Raw genomic sequence first — 15,275 nt, forward strand, 5'->3', positions numbered from 1 at the left:
GGGCGACGACGCCCCCGATTCTTCACCTTGCACGACCGGTCTCTATGCCAACCTTGCGCACTCTTCTCGCCACTGCCCTGCTGAGCCTGACCCTGTGTGTCGGCGTTGTCCACGCCGCCGACCCGCCCAGCGCCGAGGCTATCCAGCAAACCCTGGACAAGCTGCCCGACCGCAAACTGCCCGACGCCGACATGAAGGCGCTGCAGACCATTCTGCAGCAGACCCTGACGTACCTGGGCAACAAGCAGGATTACGAGCAGCGCCTGGCCGACCTCAAGCGCCAACTGGAAGACGCCCCGCGCCAGACCACCGAGAACCAGCGCGAACTGACGCGGCTCAAGGCAACCAAAGTCATCCCGGTCGCCCAGCGCTACGCCAGCCTGCCGGTGCCACAGCTTGAACAGTTGCTGGTGCAGCGCAGCACCCAGCAAGGCGACCTGCAAAAAGAACTGGCCGATGCCAACAGCCTGTCCATCGCCGCCCAGACCCGTCCTGAGCGCGCCCAGACCGAAATCAGCAACAGCCAGACACGCATTCTGCAGATCAACTCGACCCTCAAGGCCGGTAAAGACAACGGCAAGACCCTCAGCGCCGACCAGCGCAACCAGCTCAACGCCGAACTTGCGGCCCTCAACGCGCTGATCCCCCTGCGCCGCCAGGAACTGGCTGGCAACAGCCAGCTGCAAGACCTGGGCAACAGCCAGCATGACCTGGTGATGGAAAAGACCGCACGCCTGGAACAAGAGATCCAGGACCTGCAGACCCTGATCAACCAGAAGCGCCTGGCCCAGTCCCAGCAGACCGTGACCCAGCAGTCCATCGAAGCGCAAAAAGCCGGTGGCAGCAGCCTGCTGGCCACGGAAAGCGCGGCCAACCTGAAGCTGTCCGACTACCTGCTCAAAAGTACCGACCGCCTCAACGACCTGACGCAGAAGAACCTGCAGACCAAGCAGCAACTGGACACCGTGACCCAGAGCGACTCGGCCCTGGACGAACAGATCAACGTGCTCAAGGGCAGCCTGCTGCTGTCAAAGATCCTCTACAAGCAAAAGCAGGCCCTGCCGCGTCTCACCGTGGACCGCGACCTGGCGGACGACATCGCCAACATTCGCCTGTACCAGTTCGAGGTCAACCAGCAGCGCGAGCTGATCAGCTCGCCCAGCGCCTATGTGGATAACCTGCTGGCCAACCAGGCGCCGGAAGACGTCACCCCGCAACTGCGCCGCACCTTGCTCGAATTGGCGATCACCCGCAGCGACCTGCTGGAGCGCCTGAGCCGTGAACTGAGCGCGCTGCTCAACGAATCCATCACGTTGCAACTGAACCAGAAACAACTGCTTAGCACCGCCACCACCCTGCGCGCGACGCTGGATGAGCAGATGTTCTGGATTCCCAGCAACAAGCCGCTGGATACCGAATGGCTGGAAACCGTCCCCGCGCACCTGAGCAAGCAAGTCGCCACCCTGCCCTGGGCGTCCAGCGTCAGCGAACTGTATGACGGCCTGACCCAACGCCCGCTGCTGTTCCTGCCCCTGCTGCTGTTGATCGGCGCGTTGCTGTGGCGTCGGAAAAACCTGTACCAGCGCCTGAACAAGGTGCACCTGGACATCGGCCACTTCAAGCGCGACAGCCAGTGGCACACGCCCCAGGCCATCCTGATCAATATCCTGCTGGCAATGCCGGTGTCCCTGGGCTTGGCGTTGTGCGGCTACGCGCTGCAAATCGACGCCCGTGGGCAAAACGCCAACCTCGGTTCAGCCCTGTTGCAGATCGCTCAGGCCTGGCTGGTGTTCTACACCGCCTATCGCATCCTGGCGCCCGGTGGCGTGGCCGAACTGCACTTTCGCTGGGAAAAGCCCCAGGTCGAATTCCTGCAAGGCTGGGTGCGCAAACTCGGGCTGGTGGTATTGGCCCTGGTGGCCGTGGTCGCCATCGCTGAACACCAACCCGCGGCGCTGGCCGACGACGTGCTGGGCATCGGCGTGGTGCTGACCTGCTACGCGCTGATGGCCTGGCTGCTGGGCCGCCTGTTGCTCAACAGCCCTACGCACGAAAAGGCTTCGCTGTTTCGCAAGGCCGTGGGCCTGTTGTTTACCGCGCTGCCCATCGCGCTGTTTATCGCCGTGTGCTTCGGCTACTACTACACCGCACTCAAGCTCAGCGACCGGCTGATCAATACCCTGTACCTGCTGATGTTCTGGCTGGTGATCGAAGCCACTTTCGTCCGTGGCCTGGGCGTTGCCGCCCGGCGCCTGGCCTATGCGCGCGCCCTGGCCAAACGCCAGGCCGCCAAGGAAGCCGGCGACGGCGAAGCGGTGATCGAAGAACCGACCCTGGACATCGAGCAGGTCAACGAGCAGTCCATGCGCCTGATTCGCCTGGCATTGCTCGGCGGTTTTATCGCCGCGCTGTATTGGGTGTGGGCGGACCTGATCTCGGTATTTTCCTACCTGGATAACGTCACGCTGTACGAATACACCAGCGGCACCGGTGCGAATATCAGCATGGTGCCCATCAGCATCGGCGACTTGCTCGGCGCGCTGATCATCATCGGCATTACCTTCGCGCTCGCGCGCAACTTGCCGGGTTTGCTCGAAGTATTGGTGCTGTCCAAACTGGACCTGGCCCAGGGCAGCGCCTACGCGACCACCACGCTGTTGTCCTACGTGATTGCCGGCGTCGGTTTCGTCTCCACCCTGTCGACCCTCGGCGTGAGCTGGGACAAGTTGCAATGGCTGGTGGCGGCGCTGTCGGTGGGCCTGGGCTTTGGCATGCAGGAGATCTTCGCCAACTTCATCTCCGGCATCATGATCCTGTTCGAACGCCCGGTGCGCATCGGCGACACCATCACCATCGGCAACCTGTCGGGCACGGTGAGCAAGATCCGCATCCGCGCCACGACGATCACCGACTTTGACCGCAAGGACATCATTGTCCCGAACAAAACGTTCATTACCGGACAACTGATCAACTGGTCACTGACCGACACCATTACCCGCGTCACCCTCAAGCTCGGCGTGGACTACGGCTCCGACCTGGACCGCGTGAAGGAACTGCTGCTCAAGGCCGCCCGCGAGAACCCGCGGGTACTCAAGGAGCCGGAACCCCATGTGTACTTCCTCAACTTCGGCGAAAGCACCCTCGACCATGAACTGCGCATGCACGTGCGCGACCTGGGCGACCGCAACCCGGTGATCGATGAAGTGAACCGCTTTATCAATCGCGAGTTCAAGAAAGAGCACATCAACATCTCGTTCCGCCAGATGGAGGTCTATCTCAAGAACCTCCACGGCCAGGAATACAAACTGGTGGAAGTCGACACCCCGGCCAAGCCCGCCAATGACGGCGGCGTGCAGGAACCACCACCGAGCAAACTCGACTAACCGCGCTATCCCCAGCAGAATGCTCGGACATTCTGCTGGAGATGGCCGGTGAAAGCCCTCGACGAACTGACCTTCGACAACCGCTTCGCACGCCTGGGCGATGCGTTCTCAACCCATGTATTGCCCGAGCCCCTCGACGCACCGCGCCTGGTCGTGGCGAGCGAGGCCGCCATGGCCCTGCTCGACCTGGACCCCGCCGTTGCCGAAACACCGGTGTTCGCCGAACTGTTCGGCGGGCACAAACTGTGGGCCGAGGCAGAGCCGCGGGCGATGGTCTATTCCGGGCATCAGTTCGGCGGCTACACCCCGCAATTGGGTGACGGCCGTGGGTTGTTGCTGGGCGAGGTGTACAACCAGGCGGGAGAGCATTGGGACCTGCACCTCAAGGGCGCCGGCATGACGCCTTACTCACGCATGGGCGATGGGCGTGCCGTGCTGCGCTCGTCGATCCGCGAATTCCTGGCGTCCGAAGCGCTGCATGCGCTGGGCATCCCCAGCAGCCGCGCGCTGTGCGTGATCGGTTCCGACACCCCGGTGTGGCGCGAAAAACAGGAACGCGGCGCGATGGTATTGCGCATGGCGCACAGCCATATCCGCTTCGGGCATTTCGAATACTTCTACTACACCAAGAAACCCGAGCAGCAGGCGCAACTGGCCGAACACGTGCTCAACCTGCACTACCCCGAATGCCGCGAACAGCCCGAGCCGTACCTGGCGATGTTCCGCGAAATCGTCGAGCGCAATGCCGAGCTGATCGCCAAATGGCAGGCATATGGCTTCTGCCACGGGGTGATGAACACCGACAACATGTCGATCCTCGGTATCACCTTCGACTTCGGGCCGTTTGCATTCCTGGACGACTTTGACGCGCACTTCATCTGCAACCACTCGGATCACGAAGGGCGCTATTCCTTCAGTAATCAGGTGCCGATCGGGCAGTGGAACTTGAGTGCATTGGCGCAGGCGCTGACACCGTTTATCAGCGTCGATGCGTTGAAGGAAGCACTTGGGTTGTATCTGCCGCTTTATCAAGCGAACTACCTGGACCTGATGCGCCGCCGCTTGGGGCTGACCATCGCCGAAGACGATGACCAGCAACTGGTCGAGCGTTTACTGAAGCTGATGCAAAACAGCGGCGTGGATTACACCCTGTTCTTCCGGCGCCTGGGGGATGAATCGGCGGCGTTGGCCGTAGCGCGGCTGCGCGATGACTTTGTCGACCTGGCCGGGTTTGATGCCTGGGCCGAGCAGTACAAGGCGCGCGTTGAGCGGGATGGGGAATTCAGCCAAGAACAACGCCGTGCGCGGATGCATGCGGTGAACCCGCTGTATATCCTGCGCAACTACCTGGCGCAGAACGCCATCGTTGCCGCCGAATCCGGGGATTACAGCGAAGTGCGGCGGTTGCATGCGGTGCTTTCCAAGCCGTTTGAGGAGCAAGCGGGGATGGAGCAGTACGCACAGCGGCCGCCGGATTGGGGGAAGCATTTGGAGATTAGTTGTTCGTCGTAAAGCCTCTAGATGAAGGTTTCTACTGAAACCCCAAAACGCTCAGCCAGCCAACGTATTTGGCGTATGTTGAGCTGGCGTTTACCGCTTAACACCTCAGAGACCACCGACTGGGCCCCCACCCCCGGCAGGTCACTCTGAGTGAGATGGTGTTCACGCATCATGTATCGCAATACTTCAGCACCACTGGCGACCGGCATGGGACGGTGCTCATGATCGTAGGCTTCGATCCAGTCACTGAGGATATCTACCAGACTTATCAACGGGCTGTCTTCATTTTCACCGATCAGAGTCAGCAACTCGTCCAAACCACATACCAGCGCATCGTAGTCTGCTTCGTTCTCTGGTTTGCGCATCACTGGCGAAACGAATTGCCAATGTTCGGCCGCTACTCGCATAAGCGCGCTCATCTGTTTTTTTCCTTCCATTTGTCTTTCTCATAATCGCGATGATCAAGCAGATGCTTGATGTAAACGCGCTGCGCCCGATACTCCACGACCGCAATCAACCTCAGCTTGTTTCCTCCAATATCGAATACGTGAAATTCCCCAACCTTATCCGCGGCGGGAAACATTGCTTTCATCGCTGCGAAATCCTTGGGGAAATTTCGCTTCATTATTCGATACCACTGATCCAATGCCGTCGCTGACTGCGGCCACTTTTCCTTTGCTTCCCAGATCCTTTTCTCACTGATCACTCGCATGCAACATCCTTATCGCATCTTGCTATGAAGGTTAGAGCTGTCGCTTAAATATCGCAATTTGCTATAGCCATAAACAGACCAATGGAGCCAAAACAGAACAGACGCTAACAGCCTAGATAGGCGACCCCGCATCAGCACGAGCGAAACTGTGAGTGGATGAGTCCTCCCCTCTCCGCTTGATAAACCCTAGGCCCGACTCCAAATACAGTCCATTGGCCACATCCAAGGAGACCACCATGCCCGAACCTCTTGTCATCCCCTGCCCCCACTGCAACGGCCTCAACCGCATCCCCGGTGAACGCCTGGGTGATGCGCCCAAATGCGGGCGCTGCAAGCAGCCGGTTTTGTCGAACAAGCCGTTTGAGTTGAAGCAAGGCGACTACGCCAGTCAAATCAAGGGCGATTTGCCGTTGCTGGTGGATGTGTGGGCGGACTGGTGTGGGCCGTGTAAGTCGTTTGCGCCGGTGTTCGAGCAGGCGGCCGGGCAGTTGGCGGGCAAGTGCCGGTTGGCCAAGCTGGACAGCGAGGCCAATCAGCAGTTGTCGGCACAGTTGGGGATTCGCTCGATTCCCAGTTTGATTCTGTTCAAGAACGGCCGCGAAGCGGCGCGCCAGAGTGGGGCGCTTGCGTTGCCGCAATTGATGAGCTGGTTGCGTAGCCAAGGCGTGTAACTCGGCCTTGGAGACCACCCAGCCCCCACCCACAGGGGTTTTGTGTTGTCTTTTGGATCACGCGTTTTCCAGCAGGTTATGCAACTCTACAAACTGCTGCGTCAGCTTGTGCCGTGGGTCCAGATGGATCAGCGGCTTGCTCTCCTGGTGCGACTCACGCATGCGCACGGAGCTGGCCAGGTACACCGGCAGCACCGGCAACCCTTCTGCAATCAACTCATCCAGCATCTGCTGCGGCAGGCTCGCCCGGGCCTGGAACTGATTGACCACGATGCCTTCCACTTCGAGGTCCTCGTTGTGGTCTTCCTTCAACTCTTCGATCTCCGCCAGCAGACCATACAGAGCCTGGCGCGAGAAGCTGTCGCAATCGAAGGGGATCAGCACGCGATCAGCGGCAATCAGCGCTGAAACCGCATAAAAATTCAGTGCTGGAGGCGTATCCAGGTAAATCCGGTCGTAATCTTCGCTCAGCTCATCCAGCAGCTTTCGCAGCTTGTTGATCTTGTGCTTGGCCTCGAGCTTGGGCTGCAGGTCCGCCAGTTCTGCGGTTGCGGTGATCACGTGCAGGTTGTCGAAGGGGGTCTCGTAGATATCCACCCGGTTTTTCTTCGAAAACGGCCCGGAAGACAGGGTTTGCTTGAAGAATTCGGCAATACCCATGGGGATATCGTCGCCGGTCAGCCCAGTGAGGTATTGGGTTGAATTGGCTTGCGCATCGAGGTCCACCAACAGGGTTCGATAACCTTCGCTGGCGCTGACTGCCGCCAGGTTGCAGGCAATGCTGGACTTGCCAACGCCACCTTTTTGATTGAACACCACACGCCGCATGGAAAAACCTCCGTGTATCAATGAATGTCCGAGTGTAGAGGGCAAAAGCGCCTGTTAGCTACCTCGTTCATCCATGCACTGCTGCATCACGATGCCATTGGCACGATAGCTGTCATACACAGCCCACAGATTAAAAAGAACGGTCCGACAATCCATCCAGTCCTTGGGTAAAGGACAATCTGTCAATTCTTTCCACTATTTTGTAATCGACCGTGCACAAATCTTTACCAAAGTTTGCTAGAACCCCACGGCACCGGGATAATGCGCGCCATTCGGCTATTGTTCCCTGTCCCGGTATTCGGGGCCAAAAGTCGCACATGGAAGCCCGCAGGGGCGGGACAACTTCTCAGTGATCACTTTCAACATCGCCCAATGGCGCGCCTGGGCCCCCGGGCTCGATAGCGTGGATGACTGGCGCGCCTGGTGTCAGGCGCCGGCGTTGCTGCCCGCAAGTGATGCAGCCCCTGATGTCTCGTTCCTGCCGGCCATGCAGCGCCGCCGCCTGAGCAGGCTGGCGCGCATGGCGTTCAGCGTGGGTTGGCCACTGGCCGAAGGCCTGCAGGACCTGCCGCTGGTGTTTATCTCCCGGCATGGCGAAACCCCGCGCACCCTCGACATCCTCAGCGACCTGGCCAGCGAACAACCGCTGTCGCCAACCCAGTTCAGCCTGTCGGTGCACAATGCGGTGATTGGCCTTTGGTCGATCCTGCGCAATGAAACCAGCGAAATGACCGCCCTCGCCGCCGCCGGCGATGGCCTGGAACACGGCATGCTCGAAGCCGCCGCGCTGCTCAACGAAGGTGCGACGGCGGTTTTACTGGTGATAACCGAAGAGCAGGCGCCCGAAGCCTATGCCAGCTGGATCGTCGACGTGCCCTTCCCCTACGCCCTCGGTCTGCTGCTGACGCCGGGCGACGAGTGGCAACTGGAACTCGGTACCGGCACTGTCCAACCCACTCAAACCCAGTGGCCCCACGCCCTGAACCTGCTGCGCACCCTGCTCACCGAACAGGTCGCCTGCCAACATGCCTGGAAGAACCGCGTATGGAACTGGCAACGCAAGCTCTGAATGACAAACCACGAGACGCCTATTACTGGCGCCTGTTCGCCACCGCCGCCAGCTTTGCGCTGTTCGGTTTCGGCGGGTTGTGCCTGCGTTTGCTGGTGTTTCCGTTGCTCAGTTGCCTGCCAGGGGACGCGGCAAAGCACCGCAGCCGCGCCCGTCACACGATCAGTTGGCTGTTCTGGTTCTTTATCCGCCTGATGCAACGCGCCGGCGTGCTGACCTACAGCGTCGAAGGCGCCGAAAAGCTGGGTCGCCCGGGCCAGATGATCATCGCCAACCACCCATCGCTGATCGACGTGGTATTCCTGATCGGCCTGGTGCGCCAGGCCAATTGCGTGGTCAAGCAGAGCCTGTGGCAGAACCCGTTCACCCGCGGCCCGGTGCGCGACGCCGGTTATATCAGCAACGACGGCAGTGCCGAGATGCTCGATGCTGCCGCAGACGCCCTGCGCAGCGGCCAGACCCTGATCATCTTTCCCGAGGGCACCCGCACCACACCCGGCGCGGCGCCTGCCTTTCATCGCGGCGGTGCCGCCATTGCACTGCGGGGTGCGACAATCATCACCCCCGTGGTGATCAAGGTCAGCCCGACCACGCTGACCAAGGCCGAACCCTGGTATCGCATCCCTAAATGCCGCGTGCACTTCAGTTTGCGGGTGGGTGCCGATATAGAACCACAGGCGTTCGCAACACTGGGGCCCGCGCCCCAGGCCTCACGCAAGCTCAACGATTACCTGCATCACTATTTTATTAAGGAGCTCGCCGAAGATGAGCGACCAACACCGCCTTGAGCACGACATAAAGGCGCTGATCATCGAGGCCCTGGGCCTGGAAGATATCAGCGTCGACGATATCGGCAGCGATCAGACCCTGTTCGGCGAAGGCCTCGGCCTGGATTCGGTAGATGCCCTGGAACTGGGCCTGGCGATCCAGAAAAAGTACGGCATCAAGATCGATGCCGACGCCAAGGACACCCGCAATCACTTCACCAACGTGGCCAGCCTTGCGGCGTTCGTCACGGCCAGACAGGCAGCTTGAGACCGGACCATGCAAACTCGTGACGATATTTTCAACACCCTGCGCGATGCCTTGGTGGAACTGTTCGAACTGCCGCCGGAACGCGTTACCCTGGACGCCAACCTGTACCAGGACCTGGAAATCGACAGCATCGATGCCGTCGACTTGATCGACCATATCAAGCGCCAGACCGGCAAGAAGATCGCCGCCGAGGAATTCAAGGCTGTGCGCACCGTGAACGACGTGGTTGAGGCGGTGTACCGTCTGGTCACGCCTGCCGCATGAGCCGGTTGATCGGCCTTGGCCTGTTGCTGGCGGGGCTGCTGTACCCCTTTGCGGTGTATTACGGCACCGAACACTTCGCCCCGTGGCAATTCGGTCTGCTGCTCGGCAGTCTGTGGCTGCTGCGCGCGCTGACCGGTGCACGACGCCCGGGCAGCCGCGGGATGGCGCTGGCGGTGATCGTGTTCTGCCTGTTGCTCGCCTGGTTCGACAACCCCCGCCTGCTGCGCTGGTACCCGAGCCTGGTCAGCGCGTTCATGCTGGCGCTGTTCGGCCTGAGCCTCAAATATGGCCCGCCGATGGTCGAGCGCCTGGCGCGCATGACCGACCCGGTGCTGGCGCCGCATGCCATCGTGTACACCCGCCAGGTCACCGTGGTGTGGAGTGTGTTTTTTCTGTGTAATGGCCTGCTCGCCGCCGCCCTCACCCTGTGGGCACCGCTGAGCTGGTGGACGTTGTACAACGGCCTGATCGCCTACGGGCTGATGGGGCTGTTGTTTGCCGTGGAATGGCTGGTACGACAAAGGGTTCGAGGCCGCGTATGAATGGGTTGAAACTTGAGCACGTGCTGCTTGAGCCGCTGGAACAGCGTCCGGTTACCACCGAACCTGCCATGAATCACGCCCAACTGTGGGCATACTCCCTGAGCCTGGCGGCGGGCCTGCAAGCCCGCGGCATCCAGCGACTGGCCGTGTACCTGGAAGATGCCGGCCTGCTGGCGATTGCCCTGCTGGGTGCCTGGCGGGCCGGAGTCAGCGTACTGCTGCCCGCCGACCTGCAACCTCAGACCCGCCAACGCTGGGATGAGGCCGTCGATGCCTGGCTGACCGAAGCGGCTGACCTTGAGTCGCTGTATGCGGCGCCATTGAGCGCTGCCGCACTTGAACTGGACGCTTGCCAACTGAGCCTGTGCACCTCCGGCTCCAGCGGCGAACCCAAGCGCATCGACAAGACCCTGCGTCAACTGGCCAACGAGGTCGAGGCCCTGGAAACCCTGTGGGGCCAGGACCTCAAGGACGCCTGCATCATCGGCAGCGTCGCCACCCAACACATCTACGGTTTGCTGTTCCGCGTCCTGTGGCCGCTGTGCGCCGGCCGTACCTTTGTGCGCAAGCAACTGGCATTCCCTGAAGACATGCAGCGCGCCAGTCGCGAGCATGCGCACTTTGCCTGGGTTGCCAGCCCGGCACTGCTCAAGCGCATGGGCGATAACCTCGACTGGCCGGCACTGAGCAGCGTGTCGCGGGTGTTTTCGTCCGGCGGCGCGTTGCCGGTGGACGCCGCCGGCAGCCTGTATGACCGCTTGCAACAATGGCCGACCGAGATTCTCGGCAGCTCGGAAACCGGCGGCATCGCCTGGCGCCAAGGCGCACAGCCGTGGCAGCCGTTTACCGACGTGCAACTGAGCCAGGATGCCGACGGTGCCCTGCGCATTGCATCGCCTTACCTGCCTGAGGGGCATGTCGAACAGACCGCCGACGCCGCACGCATCCATGCCGATGGCCGTTTCGAGCTGCTCGGCCGCCTGGACCGCATCGTCAAGCTGGAAGAAAAACGCATCTCCCTGCCCATGCTGGAACACGCGTTGATGACCCACCCGTGGGTCGCCGACACCCGCCTGGGCGTAGTCCAGGAAAATCGCGCCTCGCTTGGTGCGCTGGTGGTGTTGAGCGCCGAAGGCCTGCATGCCTTGCGCAATCAAGGCCGCCGGACCGTCACCCAAACCCTGCGCCAACACCTGAGCCAGCACTGCGAAGCCCTGGCCCTGCCGCGTCGTTGGCGATTGCTGAGGCAGCTGCCGCTGAACAGCCAAGGCAAACTGCCTCAGGCCGACATCGAGGCACTGCTGCTGGCACCCCGGCCCAAGGCACCGGAAGTATTGGAGCGCGTCGAAGCCAACGGCGAATGGACCGTGCAACTGAGCGTCCCGCCAGACCTGGCCTATTTCAGCGGCCACTTCCCGGTCACGCCGGTGCTGCCGGGCGTGGTGCAAGTCGAGTGGGCGTTCAACCTGGGCCAACAACTGCTCGATTTGCCACCGAGTTTTGCGGGTATGGAAGTGCTCAAGTTTCAGCAATTAGTGCGCCCAGGCGATGGGATCGAACTGCACCTGCGCTTTGACCCGGAACGCGGCAAATTGTATTTCGCCTATCGCAACGGCGTAGCGGCCTGCTCCAGCGGACGCATTCAGTTGGTGGCATCCAATGCATAACCCCTGCGCCCTGATCCCGGTCTACAACCACGAAGCCGCCGTGCCGGCCGTGGTCCGCAGCCTGCTGGACAGCGGCCTGCCCTGCCTGTTGGTGGATGACGGCAGCAGCCCGGCGTGCGCAGCGGTATTGGCGCAACTGGCAACCCTGGACAACGTCACCCTGCTGACCTTGCCGAACAACCAGGGCAAAGGCGGCGCGGTGATGGCCGGCTTTCGCGAAGCCGCACGCCTGGGTTTCAGCCACGCCCTGCAAGTCGACGCCGACGGCCAGCATGACCTGCGCGAAGTCGAGACCTTTATCGACACCTCGCGCCGGCATCCCGATGCGATTATCTGCGGCTATCCCGAATATGACGACAGCGTGCCCAAAGGCCGCTTGTACGCGCGCTACCTGACCCACATGTGGGTGTGGATCAACACCTTGTCGTTGCAGATCCGCGACTCGATGTGCGGCTTTCGCGTGTACCCGCTGGCACCGGTGCTGGCGCTGATGGACTCGGCCTACATCGGCACGCGCATGGACTTCGACTCCGACATTCTGGTGCGCCTGGCCTGGCGCAACCAACCGATGCGCTGGCTGCCGACCCAGGTGCATTACCCGGCCGATGGCCTGTCGCACTTCCGCCTGTTCCGCGACAACGTACGCATCTCGGCCATGCACACCCGGCTGTTCTTCGGCATGCTGATCCGCGCGCCGATGATCCTGTGGCGGCGGTGGCAGGCATGAGTGACAGCAGCAAACACTGGGCCGACCGCGAGGAGCGCGGCAGCTATTGGCTGATGAAACTCACCGCCTTCGCCGCCAAGGTCCTTGGTCGTCGACTGCTGAGCCCGGTGTTGTACGGCATCGTCCTGTACTTCTTCCTGTTCGGCCGCACCGCCCGACAGAGCGCCTGGCAATACCAGCAGCGCCTGGCCGACTGGAGCGGGCGTGACGAACTGCGCCCTACCCACTGGAAAGTCTTCGGCCAGTTCATGGCCTTTGCCGACTCGTTGCTCGACAAGCTCGACGTGTGGAACGGCAAGTTGCGTCTGGAGCAGATTGAAATCAACGACCCTGCGCAATTGCGCGGGCAACTGCGGGGCGAGCGCGGGCAGATGCTGGTGGGCGCGCACCTGGGCAACCTCGAAGTGTGCCGGGCGCTGGCCGAGATCGGTGAACAGGTCACCATGAACGTGCTGGTGCACACCAAGCACGCCGAACAATTCAACCGTCTGTTGGGCGAGGCCGGGGCGACGCACTTGCGCCTGATCCAGGTCAGCGAGCTGGACCCGGCCACCATGCTGCTGCTCAGCCAGCGCCTGGATGACGGCGAGTGGCTGGCCATCGCCGGCGACCGCGTGCCGCTGCACGGTGGGCGCACGGTGCGTGTGGACTTCCTCGGCCACGACGCCGCCTTCCCCCAAGGCCCGTGGCTGCTGGCCGGCCTGCTCAAATGCCCGGTGAACCTGTTGATGTGCCTCAAGCACGGCAGCCGCTATCGCCTGAGCATCGAGCCGTTTACGCCGCTGATCGAATGGAAACGCACCACCCGCGAGCAGGTCATAGCCCTGTGGACCGCACGCTACGCCGCACGCCTGGGCGAGTTCTGCCTGGAAGCGCCCCGACAATGGTTCAACTTTTACCCTTTCTGGAAGACCGATGACCACGCATCTTGAGCCGGTAACCTTTGGCGAACGCCCTTTGCGCATCGAAGACGTGCTGGCCCTGGCCAACCGTCAGGCGCCTACGCAGTTGCAGGATGACCCCGCGTATCGCCAGCGCATCGCCAAGGGCGCGCAGTTCCTCGACTCGCTGCTGGACAAGGAAGGTGTGATCTACGGCGTGACCACCGGCTACGGCGACTCCTGCGTGGTGGCGGTGCCCTTGCAGCACGTCGAAGCGCTGCCGCGTCATCTGTACACCTTCCACGGTTGCGGCCTGGGCAAGTTGCTCGACGCCCAGGCCACCCGGGCGGTGCTGGCGGCTCGTTTGCAGTCGCTGTGCCACGGCGTATCCGGTGTGCGCGTGGAGCTGCTGGAGCGCCTGCATGCGTTCCTCGAACACGACGTGCTGCCGCTGATCCCGGAAGAAGGCTCGGTGGGCGCCAGCGGTGACCTGACGCCCCTGTCCTACGTGGCCGCAACCCTGTCCGGCGAACGTGAAGTGATGTTCCGTGGCGAACGCCGCCAGGCCGCCGACGTGCACCGCGAACTGGGCTGGGACCCGCTGGTGCTGCGCCCCAAGGAAGCCCTGGCACTGATGAACGGCACCGCCGTGATGACCGGCCTGGCGTGCCTGGCCTTCGCCCGCGCCGACTACCTGTTGCAACTGGCCACGCGCATCACCGCGCTGAACGTGGTGGCGCTGCAAGGCAACCCGGAACACTTCGACGAGCGGCTGTTCGCCGCCAAGCCGCACCCGGGGCAGATGCAAGTCGCCGCCTGGCTGCGCAAGGACCTGTCCATCGATGCGCCGACCGCGCCACTGCACCGCCTGCAGGACCGTTACTCGCTGCGCTGCGCGCCCCACGTCCTCGGCGTGTTGGCCGACAGCCTGAACTGGCTGCGTTCGTTCATCGAGATCGAGCTGAACAGCGCCAACGACAACCCGATCATCGACGCCGAAGAAGAACGCGTGCTGCACGGCGGGCACTTCTACGGCGGGCATATCGCCTTTGCCATGGACAGCCTCAAGACCCTGGTGGCCAACGTCGCCGACCTGCTCGACCGCCAGCTCGCACTGTTGGTGGACGTGCGCTACAACCACGGCCTGCCGAGCAACCTGTCCGGCGCGCCGGCTGACCGCGCCATGATCAACCACGGCTTCAAGGCGGTGCAGATCGGCACCAGCGCCTGGACCGCCGAAGCCCTGAAAAACACCATGCCCGCCAGCGTGTTCTCGCGCTCCACCGAGTGCCACAACCAGGACAAGGTGAGCATGGGCACCATCGCCGCCCGCGATGCGATCCGCGTGCTGGAGCTGACCGAACAGGTCGCCGCCGCAACTTTGCTCGCGGCCAACCAGGGCGTGTGGCTGCGGGCCCAGGCCGAGGATGCGCGGCCGCTGCCACCGGCCTTGGCCGCCATGCACGCGGAACTGGCCAAGGACTTCCCGCCGGTCATCGAAGACCGCGCCCTGGAAGGCGAACTGCGCCTGTGCCTGCAACGCATCGCCGAACAACACTGGAGGCTGCATGCGTAACCCTGGCGTGCTGCATTGCGACACTGAAATCCTCGTGCCGTTTTTTGACGTCGACACCATGAACGTCGTGTGGCACGGGCATTACGTGAAGTACCTGGAGGTGGCGCGTTGCGCGCTGCTGGACAAGCTCGGCCACAACTACGCGGCGATGCTCGAATCGGGCTACGCCTGGCCGGTGATCGACCTGCAACTGCGCTACGTGCGCGGCGCCGTGTTCGGCCAGACCATCAACGTACGCGCCAGCCTGGTGGAGTGGGAGAACCGCTTGAAGGTCAACTACCTGATCACCGACCTGGCCAGCGGCGAGCGTTTGACCCGCGCCAGCACCGTGCAAGTCGCGGTGGAAATCGCCACGCGCGAGATGCAACTGGCCTCCCCCAAAGTCTTCACCGACGCCGTCGAAAGGGCCCTGAAATGAAA

16 protein-coding genes are annotated in these 15,275 nt (G+C 62.2%); 13 read left to right on the plus strand and 3 right to left on the minus strand.

What is annotated here, in order from left to right; all coding sequences use genetic code 11:
• Positions 1–44 precede the first annotated feature (44 nt).
• Together mscK and selO are read left to right on the plus strand one after the other, a co-directional pair.
• A complete protein-coding gene (gene mscK / locus BMX59_RS11100) occupies positions 45–3,383 on the plus strand; it encodes a mechanosensitive channel MscK (protein WP_071492335.1) in 3,339 nt (1,112 codons plus the stop codon).
• 48 nt (positions 3,384–3,431) lie between these two features.
• Positions 3,432–4,895, plus strand: a complete 1,464-nt coding sequence (selO, locus tag BMX59_RS11105; RefSeq protein WP_092246502.1) for a protein adenylyltransferase SelO — start codon at positions 3,432–3,434, stop codon at positions 4,893–4,895.
• Positions 4,896–4,900: 5 nt separating this feature from the next.
• Here the strand turns inward: selO and BMX59_RS11110 are convergent, their stop codons facing one another.
• Positions 4,901–5,302, minus strand: coding sequence for a helix-turn-helix domain-containing protein (locus tag BMX59_RS11110; RefSeq protein WP_092246499.1), 402 nt, complete (start codon positions 5,300–5,302; stop codon positions 4,901–4,903).
• A complete protein-coding gene (locus tag BMX59_RS11115) occupies positions 5,299–5,595 on the minus strand; it encodes a type II toxin-antitoxin system HigB family toxin (RefSeq protein ID WP_092246496.1) in 297 nt (98 codons plus the stop codon). The genes BMX59_RS11110 and BMX59_RS11115 overlap by 4 nt, the downstream gene beginning before the upstream one ends.
• Positions 5,596–5,831: 236 nt before the next feature.
• Here BMX59_RS11115 and trxC point away from each other — a divergent pair, with 236 nt between their 5' ends.
• Positions 5,832–6,266, plus strand: coding sequence for a thioredoxin TrxC (gene trxC, locus BMX59_RS11120; RefSeq protein ID WP_093121317.1), 435 nt, complete (start codon positions 5,832–5,834; stop codon positions 6,264–6,266).
• Between the two features lie 57 nt (positions 6,267–6,323).
• On the opposite strand, the gene BMX59_RS11125 is transcribed toward trxC, so the two are convergent.
• A complete protein-coding gene (locus tag BMX59_RS11125) occupies positions 6,324–7,094 on the minus strand; it encodes a ParA family protein (RefSeq protein ID WP_071492339.1) in 771 nt (256 codons plus the stop codon).
• Between the two features lie 349 nt (positions 7,095–7,443).
• Here BMX59_RS11125 and BMX59_RS11130 point away from each other — a divergent pair, with 349 nt between their 5' ends.
• The 10 genes from BMX59_RS11130 to BMX59_RS11175 are packed head-to-tail and all read left to right on the plus strand — an operon-like array spanning position 7,444 to position 15,273.
• Complete coding sequence (locus BMX59_RS11130) at positions 7,444–8,163, plus strand: beta-ketoacyl synthase chain length factor (protein WP_093121321.1); 720 nt, start codon at positions 7,444–7,446, stop codon at positions 8,161–8,163.
• Complete coding sequence (locus BMX59_RS11135) at positions 8,139–8,951, plus strand: lysophospholipid acyltransferase family protein (RefSeq protein ID WP_092246487.1); 813 nt, start codon at positions 8,139–8,141, stop codon at positions 8,949–8,951. The genes BMX59_RS11130 and BMX59_RS11135 overlap by 25 nt, the downstream gene beginning before the upstream one ends.
• Complete coding sequence (locus tag BMX59_RS11140) at positions 8,929–9,198, plus strand: phosphopantetheine-binding protein (RefSeq protein ID WP_071492342.1); 270 nt, start codon at positions 8,929–8,931, stop codon at positions 9,196–9,198. The genes BMX59_RS11135 and BMX59_RS11140 overlap by 23 nt, the downstream gene beginning before the upstream one ends.
• A 9-nt stretch (positions 9,199–9,207) precedes the next feature.
• Entirely contained in the window at positions 9,208–9,462 is a 255-nt protein-coding gene (locus tag BMX59_RS11145) for an acyl carrier protein (protein WP_016979215.1), read from the plus strand.
• Positions 9,459–10,004 carry a COG4648 family protein gene (locus tag BMX59_RS11150; RefSeq protein ID WP_092246484.1) on the plus strand — a complete coding sequence of 182 codons (546 nt, stop codon included), beginning with the start codon at positions 9,459–9,461 and terminating at the stop codon, positions 10,002–10,004. Before BMX59_RS11145 ends, BMX59_RS11150 begins: the two co-directional genes overlap by 4 nt.
• On the plus strand, positions 10,001–11,671 hold the full coding sequence (locus tag BMX59_RS11155) for an acyl-CoA synthetase family protein (protein WP_092246481.1): 1,671 nt from the start codon (positions 10,001–10,003) through the stop codon (positions 11,669–11,671). Before BMX59_RS11150 ends, BMX59_RS11155 begins: the two co-directional genes overlap by 4 nt.
• The gene (locus BMX59_RS11160; protein ID WP_093121323.1) at positions 11,664–12,398 is read left to right on the plus strand and encodes a glycosyltransferase family 2 protein; all 735 of its coding nucleotides are present in this window, start codon (positions 11,664–11,666) and stop codon (positions 12,396–12,398) included. Before BMX59_RS11155 ends, BMX59_RS11160 begins: the two co-directional genes overlap by 8 nt.
• Positions 12,395–13,330, plus strand: coding sequence for an LpxL/LpxP family acyltransferase (locus BMX59_RS11165; protein WP_092246475.1), 936 nt, complete (start codon positions 12,395–12,397; stop codon positions 13,328–13,330). The genes BMX59_RS11160 and BMX59_RS11165 overlap by 4 nt, the downstream gene beginning before the upstream one ends.
• The gene (gene hutH, locus BMX59_RS11170; RefSeq protein ID WP_093121325.1) at positions 13,314–14,855 is read left to right on the plus strand and encodes an HAL/PAL/TAL family ammonia-lyase; all 1,542 of its coding nucleotides are present in this window, start codon (positions 13,314–13,316) and stop codon (positions 14,853–14,855) included. Before BMX59_RS11165 ends, hutH begins: the two co-directional genes overlap by 17 nt.
• Positions 14,848–15,273 (plus strand): acyl-CoA thioesterase, encoded by a 426-nt coding sequence (locus BMX59_RS11175; RefSeq protein ID WP_092246468.1) that lies wholly within the window; start codon positions 14,848–14,850, stop codon positions 15,271–15,273. The genes hutH and BMX59_RS11175 overlap by 8 nt, the downstream gene beginning before the upstream one ends.
• Positions 15,274–15,275: the final 2 nt, after the last annotated feature.

It is taken from the genome of Pseudomonas sp. NFR09, from assembly GCF_900111535.1.
Taxonomy (GTDB): domain Bacteria; phylum Pseudomonadota; class Gammaproteobacteria; order Pseudomonadales; family Pseudomonadaceae; genus Aquipseudomonas; species Aquipseudomonas extremorientalis.